Source organism: Bradyrhizobium sp. DOA1, assembly GCF_001593325.1.
Classification (GTDB): domain Bacteria; phylum Pseudomonadota; class Alphaproteobacteria; order Rhizobiales; family Xanthobacteraceae; genus Bradyrhizobium.
In genome coordinates this window covers 4,427,118-4,436,555 of record NZ_JXJM01000001.1, presented here as the reverse complement: position 1 = coordinate 4,436,555, position 9,438 = coordinate 4,427,118, and the positions used below count along the sequence as shown (strand labels likewise).

Annotated in this window: 8 protein-coding genes and 1 pseudogene; 7 read left to right on the top strand and 2 right to left on the bottom strand. The window is 64.8% G+C overall.

Going from position 1 to position 9,438, the window contains the following annotated elements:
* Nucleotides 1-667 (top strand): ethanolamine ammonia-lyase subunit EutC (eutC, locus tag SE91_RS20870; RefSeq protein ID WP_061848922.1); only part of this gene is annotated, 667 nt, incomplete at its 5' end.
* 207 nt (nucleotides 668-874) lie between these two features.
* Nucleotides 875-3,241: an efflux RND transporter permease subunit gene (locus SE91_RS20865; protein WP_061848921.1), complete on the top strand. Its 2,367-nt coding sequence runs from the start codon at nucleotides 875-877 to the stop codon at nucleotides 3,239-3,241.
* Between the two features lie 2 nt (nucleotides 3,242-3,243).
* Here the strand turns inward: SE91_RS20865 and SE91_RS20860 are convergent, their stop codons facing one another.
* The gene (locus SE91_RS20860; RefSeq protein ID WP_061848920.1) at nucleotides 3,244-4,077 is read right to left on the bottom strand and encodes a hypothetical protein; all 834 of its coding nucleotides are present in this window, start codon (nucleotides 4,075-4,077) and stop codon (nucleotides 3,244-3,246) included.
* Nucleotides 4,078-4,153: 76 nt separating this feature from the next.
* The gene (locus SE91_RS20855; RefSeq protein WP_008553258.1) at nucleotides 4,154-4,651 is read right to left on the bottom strand and encodes a hypothetical protein; all 498 of its coding nucleotides are present in this window, start codon (nucleotides 4,649-4,651) and stop codon (nucleotides 4,154-4,156) included.
* Nucleotides 4,652-5,111: 460 nt separating this feature from the next.
* Between SE91_RS20855 and SE91_RS20850 the strand changes: the two genes are divergently transcribed.
* From SE91_RS20850 to SE91_RS20830, 5 genes and pseudogenes are all read left to right on the top strand, one after another.
* Complete coding sequence (locus tag SE91_RS20850) at nucleotides 5,112-5,345, top strand: hypothetical protein (RefSeq protein WP_061848919.1); 234 nt, start codon at nucleotides 5,112-5,114, stop codon at nucleotides 5,343-5,345.
* A gap of 194 nt (nucleotides 5,346-5,539) precedes the next feature.
* Entirely contained in the window at nucleotides 5,540-6,424 is an 885-nt protein-coding gene (gene hpnC, locus SE91_RS20845) for a squalene synthase HpnC (protein WP_061848918.1), read from the top strand.
* The gene (hpnD, locus tag SE91_RS20840; protein ID WP_060735519.1) at nucleotides 6,414-7,253 is read left to right on the top strand and encodes a presqualene diphosphate synthase HpnD; all 840 of its coding nucleotides are present in this window, start codon (nucleotides 6,414-6,416) and stop codon (nucleotides 7,251-7,253) included. The genes hpnC and hpnD overlap by 11 nt, the downstream gene beginning before the upstream one ends.
* Nucleotides 7,253-8,509 carry a hydroxysqualene dehydroxylase HpnE gene (gene hpnE, locus SE91_RS20835; RefSeq protein ID WP_061848917.1) on the top strand — a complete coding sequence of 419 codons (1,257 nt, stop codon included), beginning with the start codon at nucleotides 7,253-7,255 and terminating at the stop codon, nucleotides 8,507-8,509. The genes hpnD and hpnE overlap by 1 nt, the downstream gene beginning before the upstream one ends.
* Before the next feature lie 49 nt (nucleotides 8,510-8,558).
* Nucleotides 8,559-9,438 (top strand): annotated as a pseudogene (locus tag SE91_RS20830) (prenyltransferase/squalene oxidase repeat-containing protein); the annotation flags it as partial.

Sequence of the window (9,438 nt, the reverse complement as noted above, 5' to 3'; positions counted from 1 at the left end):
GCTCGATCATGCCCGCGCCCGCGATGCCGTGCACGCCGCCTTTGATGCGCCGGGCCTGATCGTCGAGCTCGCCGGGCTTGGCCTCGTCGTCACCGAGGCGAGAAGCAGGGCGGTCGACCGCGGGGACTATCTGCGGCGGCCGGATCTGGGACGGCAGCTCGATGCCGAATCGGTCGACGCGCTGACACGGGTCGCTTCGGCGCCGTGCCAACTCGCGGTCGTGATCGGCGACGGCCTGTCGGCTGCCGCGGTCCATGCCCATGCGGTGGCGCTGCTGACGCGCCTGATGCCGCTGCTCGCAGCCGACGATGGTGTCGCGATCGGCCAGATCGTCGTCGCCTCTGGCGCGCGCGTCGCGCTCGCCGACGAGATCGGCGCGATTCTCCATGCGCGTATGGCTCTGATGCTGATCGGCGAGCGGCCGGGCCTGTCGGCGCCGGACAGTCTCGGCGCCTATCTGACCTTTGCGCCACAGCCGGGCCGCACCGATGCCGAGCGCAATTGCGTGTCGAACATCCACCATGCTGGGTTGAGCTATGACGAGGCGGCCTTCAAGATCGCCTGGCTGATCCGTGAGGGCCTCGCGCGGCAGACGACCGGCGTGGCGCTGAAGGACGAGAGCGCGGACTGCGCGCCGCGTCGAATTGGCACATCTTCACGGGAATGACCTGGCTGAGAACGCAAAATCGCCGCATCTTGATCGATTTGCCCACACTTCGCCTGCTTGCGAGAAGGGTGATTGACCTGCTAAACCCCTCGCGGCGATTTTCCGCGCATTTTCAAAGGGCAAGCCTCCCATTGGTATGGCGTTTTCAAGCCGTTCGCGGGGCGCAATAAGCTCTCAGACCGAGCCGACTTAGGAACTGGACAAGGCATGCTCGAAAAGCACAGCGAGAATGAGGTTCATGTCGACAAGGTCGAGCAGGGGCCTACGTCCTCGATCGCCTTCGGGCTGGAGCGGCTCGGGCTGATCGCCGTCCGGGCGCCGATCCTCTCCTGCATCGTCCTGGTCGCGCTGATCGTCGGCGCCGTGTTCGGCATCTACCGGATCAAGATCGATGATTCGCTGTCACAGCTGTTCCGTTCCGATACCCGCGAATTCCGCCAGTACGAAGAGGTGACCAAAAAGTTCCCGGCCGAGGAGTTCGACGTCCTCGTCGTGGTCGAGGGCAAGACCCTGCTGGCGCGGAACAACCTGGAGAAGCTGCGCGACTTCGTCACCGACCTGCAACTGGTCGAAGGCACGCGCGGACTGGTCTCGCTGTTCTCGGCGCGTCAGGCGCCGGCCCCGGGCAAGCTGCCGGCGGCGTTATTCCCGGCCGAACTGCCCGAGGGCGCCGCCTATGACAAGTTCATCGAGACCGTCAAGAACAACGAGATCATCCGGGGCAAGCTGCTCTCGGAGGACGGCACGCTTGCCCTGATCGTGCTCTCGCTCGATCCGGAGGTGGTCGGCTCCAACAAGCTGACCAAGACCGTCGGCGACATCCGGGCGCTGATGAAGGAGGATCTGAGCGACACCGGGCTCAACGTGCAGCTCTCCGGCGTGCCGGTGATGCAGCTCGAGATCCGCAACGCGGTCGAGCGCGACGGGCTCACCTACAACATCCTCGGCATCCTCGCCGGCTGCATCATCGCCATCATCTTCTTCCGCAAGATCTCCTTCATGGTCGCGGCGGCGTTCCCGCCGATGATCGCAATCCTGTTGGCGCTCGGCGCGCTCGGCTGGGCCAATTTCAATCTCAATATGTTCCTGAACGTGATGACGCCGCTCATCATGGTCATCAGCTTCTCGGACTCGATGCAGCTCACCTTCGCCGCGCGCGACCGGCTGATCGCGGGGCAGGATAAGTTCACCGCGTTCAAGAACGCGGTGCTGGTGGTGGGACCGGCCTGCGTGCTGACGCACGGCACCGCCGGCATTTCCTTCATCGCGCTCCAGTTCTCCGACTCCGACCTGATCCGCAAGTTCGGCGAGGCGGGGCTTGCCGCCACCATCATCGCGCTGGTCGCGGTGCTGTCGCTGGTGCCGGTGTTCGGCGTCCTGCTCGTGCGCAATGAGAAGGTGTTCGCGGTCAAGTTCCAGGGCGCCGATGCCGGCGTCCAGGCGCTGCGCAATTTCTGCTACTGGATCGCGGTGCGCATGGTCGGCCGGCCCGGCCTGTTCAGCCTGATCGCGGTGCTGTTCGTCGGCGGCCTCGGCGTCATCTACGCCAATCTGGAGCCGCGCTACCGTCTCGCCGACCAGGTGCCGGACAAGCGTCAGGCGGTCGCAGCCAGCGACCGGCTCGATGCCAAGCTGACCGGCGCCAATCCGGTCAACGTCCTGATCGCCTTTCCAAAGGGCGAATCGCTCTACTCGCCGGAGACGCTCCAGACCATTGCCGACGTGCATGCGACCGTGGAGAAGGCGGCCGGCGTCGGCAATGTCTGGTCGCTCGAGACGCTGCGCCGCTGGCTTGCGGAGAAGGCCGGCAGCGCCGACGTCGCCACGCTGAAGGAATATGTCAACGTCATTCCCGAGCATCTGGTGCGGCGCTTCATCGACGCCGAGCAGGATGCGGTCGTGGTCGCCGGCCGCGTGCCTGACAAGGATTCCAGCCAGCTGCTGCCGATCGTCGACAAGCTCGACAGCGAGCTCGACGCCGTCCGCAAGAAGCATCCCGGTTACGAGATCGCGGTGACCGGCCTTGCCGCCATCGCTGCGCGCAACTCGGCCAGCATGATCGAGAAGCTGAACCACGGCCTCACGATCGAGTTCGCGCTGGTCGCGATCTTCATCGGGCTCGCCTTCCGCTCCTGGGTGGTGACGCTCGCCTGCATCCTGCCGGGCATCTTCCCCGTGGTGATGTCGGGAACGGTGCTGTGGGCGATGGGCGAGGGGCTACAATTTGCCAGCGTCGTCGCGCTCACCGTCTCGTTCGGCCTCGGCCTCAGCGCCACCATCCACTTCCTCAACCGCTTGCGGCTGGAGAACAAGCCGGGCGTCGGCTCGGCGCTGGCGGTGGAGCGCGCGACCGTGCTGGTCGGCCCCGCGCTGATCCTGACCACGGTGGTGCTGGCCTGCGGCCTCGTCGTCACCGTGTTCTCCGACCTGCCGTCGCTGCGGCTGTTCGGCTGGCTCAGCGCCTTCTCGATGGTGATGGCCCTCGTCGCCGACCTCTTCATCCTGCGGCCGACGGCGATGTGGCTGATCAATTTGCACGCGAAGCTGCAGGGCCCCGACAAGCCGGCGATCTGAGCTCACGCGCCGATACGGATGATCCCGTAGGGATTGAATTTGAAGTCGCCCTCGGCGTAATCCTGCTCCCGCGACAGCGCGAGCTTGCGGTCGCGCAGCGTCGCCTCGATGCCGCGCTCGGCCATTGCGTCGGCAATCTCGTCCATCAACTTCACCGCGTCGCGGTCGCTGCCGCGCGATTTTGCGACGTAGATATCCGGCAGTCCGACCAGGTGAAAGCCGACGCTTTCGTTGTAGGTATCGCCGCCGAGCGGACGCTTGGCGAAGGCAAGGCGGCAGGTCCGGCCCATGGCTGCCGTCACCGTGAGGCCCTGATTCGTCTTGGCGGCGGCCTTGCAGTCGCGGGCCAATTGCATCCATCGCGCAAGGCCATGGGCTACGCCCGCGTTCTCTCCCTTCACGGCGGTGGCGCCGGCCTCGATCATCTCCTCGACGATGCGCAAGGCGGCGGCCGAATAGGCGATCGTCTTCTGCTGCTCCATGGGCGGGCTCAGCACGTAGAGCACGGCCTTGTGGTTGAACACGGCCGCTTCGTCCGCTTCCGACCATGCTTTCGGGAAGACGCGGTCCCAGCACACACCGAACGAGCGCTCCATGTGCGGGTCGGGCTTGGCTTGCGAATAGGTACGGTCGATCTCGAAATTGAAATCCGCGATCGTCTTGGCCACCGCCTTCGGCGGATGCAGCAGGCCTTCGTCCTTGCCGAGGAAGCAGAGCACGTGACGCGGCTTCACGGGTGAAGGCTGCATGGTCGTTCCCTGCTGATCATTGGCGAAGGCGCGGCTGGCCGCGAAGAGCCCGGCAACTTTGAGCAGGTGTCTGCGAACTGAGTCCATGTCCGTAACAATGTCAGCAAAAAGCCTCCGGTTCGCGAGAACCGAAGGCTGAATTCGTTTCGAAGCGTGAAGGGCCTCAGCCCTTCGTCATCGTGATGTTGACGCCGCGGATCTCGCCCTTGGAGGAGATCTGCACCGTCTGCTTGGTGCCGTTGGTGCGCAGCGACAGGTTGGCGGCAAAGCCGTTGGCCTCGACGAACACGTCGATCTGGCCGCCGCCGGCGGTGCCCTGCAAATTGCCGAAGATGTTGCGGTTGGTTTCGCTCCAATTGCCGGAGATGCGTTCGCCCTGGCTGGTCACGTCGCTGGTGAGATTGAACTTGTAGCTGTCGGAGGCGCAATTCAGCGCCTGCTTGAGCGAGAGCCCGCTGCCGGCGACCTTGTAGTCCGCCTTGCAGCGGATGCGCTCGGTGGAGCCGTCGGACAGCGACACCGTGCCGGTGCCCGTCCATGCGCCGTCGAAACCGGCGAACGGCCCGGACGACTGAGCGTGGCTTGCAGAAACCGAAAAGAGCAGCGCAGCGCCGATGCCAGCCGCCTTGATTGCCAGTCCAGATCGCCCAAAGAATGTCATCTCAAATATCCCGTTTTGGAACGACGTTCGCCCACGATTGAGAACGTCTCGCCACATCGAAAGTTTAGTGTTCCGAGCCTGTGTCAGGTTCAAAGCGTGACGGCCAGAGACGGCGGTTCATGGCGCCTCGCGCCATGCCCAGGCGCGGCGGTTTGTCGTGTTTCGGTGTGTTTCGGGCGGGAAGGGCGGGGCGTAGAGATGCAGCTCTGCAACAGCCATGCAGTAAAATGCGAGGCTCATGAATTATGACGTAGTATCAAGCTCTTACATCTGCCAATGAAGGCGCAGGGAAGACCTGATTCGGCGGGCGCGGCGCCAATTTGGCCGCATTTGCCAGTGCTTGTGCCTTCTCTGAGGCCGCACTTCCCGCGGCGACTTGCCATCAGAACAATCCGTTCCGGCCATCCGCCCTGTGCAGCCCGGGATCGGTGCGATTCTGCCGTCAGAATGAAGGAATACAATGCGTAAGCTTCTCGTCGCTCTCACCCTGCTGTCGGCCTCCGTTTCGACCGCAGCGTTCGCCCAGCAGGGGCGCGGCACGGACGCCGAGCAGAAGGCCTGCACCCGCGATGTGCAGAAGTTCTGCCGTCCCGTCATCGACCAGGGCGATTTCACCATCCTGGCCTGCCTCAAGGAGAACCGGGCCAAGATCTCCCAGGCCTGCGACCAGGTCCTGAAGAACCACAACCAGTAAGCTCGGCCGCTGGCCCATGGAGGCGGCCCCCGGGGCCGCCTTTTCAGGCGCAAATCCGCGAGGGGCAGCCATCGACAGACAGGATTGGTTTTGCGGCCGTATTCCCCTATATGGGGGCCGCGGCGGCATCGTCGGCATGAGCCCGCGCGAGCAAAAAAGCCCTTCCTGTCCAAACGATTGTAAACCAGCCCTCGATGACCTCTGCGAGCGAATTGCGATCCGGCAAGGGTGACCGCGACGAGAATTTTCCCGTCGCGTCCTGGATCATTCATCCGCGTCACCGTGCCTTGATCCTGGCCTATTACAATTTCGTCCGCACCGCCGACGACATTGCCGACCATGCGGCGCTGCCGGCCGACCAGAAGCTTAGCTATCTCGATCTGCTCGAGGCGGAACTGCTCGGCAATGGCGACACCCAGGCCGAGGCCGTGGTCCTGCGTCGTGCGCTGGCCGAACGCGGCATGGCGCCGCGTCATGCGCTCGACGTGCTCATTGCGTTCCGCATGGACGTGACCAAGCTCCGTTACGAGAATTGGGACGAGGTCATCCATTATTGCCGCTATTCGGCGATGCCGGTCGGCCGCTTCATGCTCGACGTCCACGGCGAGAGCACCTCGACCTGGGCGGCATCGGATGCGCTCTGCGCGGCGCTCCAGATCAACAACCATCTGCAGGATTGCGGCAAGGATTTCCGCGAGCTCAACCGCGTCTATCTGCCGCGCGATGCATTGGCAGCACACGGCGCCTCAGTCGAAGAGCTCGGGCTGGCGCAGTCGCCGCCGGCGATGCTGGCCTGCCTTCAGGCCCTCGCCGTGCGCAACGAGGCGCTGCTGAACGAGAGTAAGTCGCTCAGCGCGGAGGTGAGGGATTTCCGCCTGGGCGTCGACATCTCGGTGATCCAGGCCTATGCCGACCGCATCGTGCGTCTGCTCAAGGTGCGGGATCCCCTGCGCGAACGCGTGCACCTGAACAAGTTCGAGCTTCTCACCTTCAGCCTCGCCGGCATGATCGGCGAAGTCGGCCGGCGCGCGTTCGGACGCAAGGCCATTTCCAGACCGGGGACTGCACATGACGCTTGAGGCGACCTCGCCCGGCGCCAATTATGGCTCGACCGCATCCGGCAGTTCGTTCTACGCCGCGATGCGCATCCTGCCGCATGACCAGCGCGAAGCGATGTTCCAGATCTACAGCTTCTGCCGCCAGGTCGACGACATCGCCGATTCCCATGGCCCGCGCGAGGAGCGGCTCGCCGCGCTTCAGCAATGGCGCAACGACATCGACGCCCTCTATCAGGGCAATCCGCCGCCGCGGCTGAAGGACTATGTCGGCTCGGTGAAGGCCTTCGGCCTCAAGCGCGAGGATTTCCTGGCCATCGTCGATGGCATGGAGATGGACGTGCCGCAGGACATCCGTGCGCCAGACATGGCGACGCTCGATCTCTATTGCGATCGCGTGGCCAGCGCCGTGGGGCGTCTGTCGGTGCGCGTGTTCGGCATGCCGGAGGAGGATGGCATCCTGCTCGCCCATCATCTCGGCCGCGCGCTCCAGCTCACCAATATCCTGCGTGATATCGACGAGGACGCCGGCCTCGGCCGGCTCTATCTGCCGCGCGAGGCGCTGATGCATGCCGGCATCACCTCCAACGATCCCGATCGCGTGATCACCGAGCGCGCCCTGCCGAAGGTCTGCCTGCCGCTGGCGCAGCGCGCAAAATCGCATTTCGAGAAGTCCGACGAGATCATGAACCGCAATAAGCGCCGCGCGGTGCGCGCGCCGCGGATCATGTCGAAATACTATCATTCCATTCTGGACCTCCTGATCGCGCGCGGCTTCAACGCGCCGCGCGAGCCGGTGCGTGTGTCGAAGGTCACACGCATCCTGATCCTGCTCCGTTACGCTTTCATCTGATGCAACACACAGCTCACATCATCGGTGCTGGAATTTCCGGCCTCTCTGCCGCCGTGCGGCTCGCCAATGCAGGCTTCAAGGTCGCCGTGCACGAGGCGACGCACCAGGCCGGCGGCCGCTGCCGGTCCTATTTCGACGGCGCCACCAACCTGACCATCGACAACGGCAATCATCTGCTGCTGTCGGGCAACAGCCATGCGCGCGCCTATGCGCGCGCGATCGGCACCGAGGCAGGCCTGGTCGGCCCCGAGAGCGCGCAGTTTCCCTTCGTCGACATCAAGACCGGGCAGCGCTGGCAGATCGATCTCGGCGCTGGCCGGCTGCCGACCTGGGTGCTCGACGAGAGCCGCCGCGTACCTGATACGGGTCTCACCGATTATCTGAAGTTGGCGCCGCTGATCTGGGCGTCGGAGGAGACGCCGGTCGGCAAGTCGATTCCGACCGAGGGCATGCTCTACCAGCGCCTGGTACAGCCACTGCTGCTGGCCGCACTCAACGTCGATCCGCCCGAGGGCTCGGCCGGGCTCGCCGGCGCGATCGTGCGCGAGACGCTGCTCGCGGGCGGGCAGGCCTGCCGTCCGCTGATCGCACGCGACGGCCTCAGTGCCGTGCTGATCGAGCCCGCGGTGAAGTTCTTGCAGGAGAGGGGCCACAGCGTTCAGCTCGGCCATGAATTGCGGTCGTTTGCGACCGGCGACGGCAAGGCCAGCGCGCTGAATTTCGGCGGCGAGGACGTGATCGCGCTCGATGACGGCGATGTCGTCGTAATGGCGGTGCCGCCCCGCGCCGCCGCCACCCTGCTGCCGGGAGTGAAGACGCCGACGGAATTCCGCGCCATCGTCAATGCGCATTTCCGCATCACACCGCCGCCGGGCTCGGCGCCGATCCTCGGCGTCATCGGCGGCGTGGTGGAGTGGCTGTTCGCGTTCCCGAACCGGCTGTCCGTCACCATCAGCAATGGTGACCGTCTGGTCGACATGCCGCGCGAGGAACTCGCGCAGGCGATCTGGAACGATGTGTGCAAGGCCGGCGGCGTTTCGGGTGAGCTGCCTCCTTGGCAGATCGTGCGCGAGCGCCGGGCCACATTTGCGGCGACGCCGGCGCAGAATGCCCTGCGTCCGGGGCCGGTCACTGCGCTGAAAAACCTGTTTCTTGCCGGCGATTGGACTGCTACGGGATTGCCAGCAACCATCGAGGGATCGGTCCGATCGGGCGATCGTGCCGCCGATCTGGTTTTGGCCGCAAAGCGGCCCTGACGGGCGATGCCCCGGCCAATTCAATGGACTATCGGAGCAATCGAGCGACATGGATTCCGTGAACGCGACCAGCCGCGAAGCCTTGAATTCGAAGATAGTGGATTCGAAGGTATTGGATTCGAAGGCACTGGAATCGAGCATTGCGTCGGCGACCGATGGCGTCCTCCGCTTCCAGCAACCCGACGGCCACTGGGTGTTCGAGCTCGAGGCCGATGCCACGATTCCCGCAGAATACATTCTGTTGCGCCACCACCTCGCCGAGCCGGTCGACGTCGTGCTCGAGGCCAGGATCGGCAATTATCTGCGCCGCATCCAGGGTGCCCATGGCGGCTGGCCGCTGGTGCATGACGGCGAGTTCGACATGAGCGCCAGCGTGAAGGCGTATTTTGCGCTGAAGATGATCGGCGATTCCATCGACGCGCCGCACATGGTGCGCGCGCGCGAGGCGATCCGCTCGCGCGGCGGCGCGATCCACAGCAACGTCTTCACCCGCTTCACGCTGGCGATGTTCGGCGTCCTGACCTGGCGCGCGGTGCCGGTGCTGCCGGTCGAGATCGTGCTGCTGCCGTTCTGGTCGCCGTTCCACCTCAACAAGATTTCCTATTGGGCGCGCACCACCATGGTGCCGCTGATGGTGCTTGCGGCGCTCAAGCCGCGCGCGCGCAATCCGAAGGGCGTCGGCATCGACGAGCTGTTCCTGCAGGATCCGCGCTCGATCGGCATGACCGCGAAGGCGCCGCACCAGAGCATGGCCTGGTTCGTGCTGTTTCGCTCGCTCGATGCAGCCTTGCGCGTCATCGAGCCGATGTTTCCGAGGAGCCTGCGCAAGCGCGCCATCGACGCGGCGCTCGCCTTCACCGAAGAGCGGCTCAACGGCGAGGACGGCATGGGCGCGATCTATCCGCCGATGGCCAACATCGTCATGATGT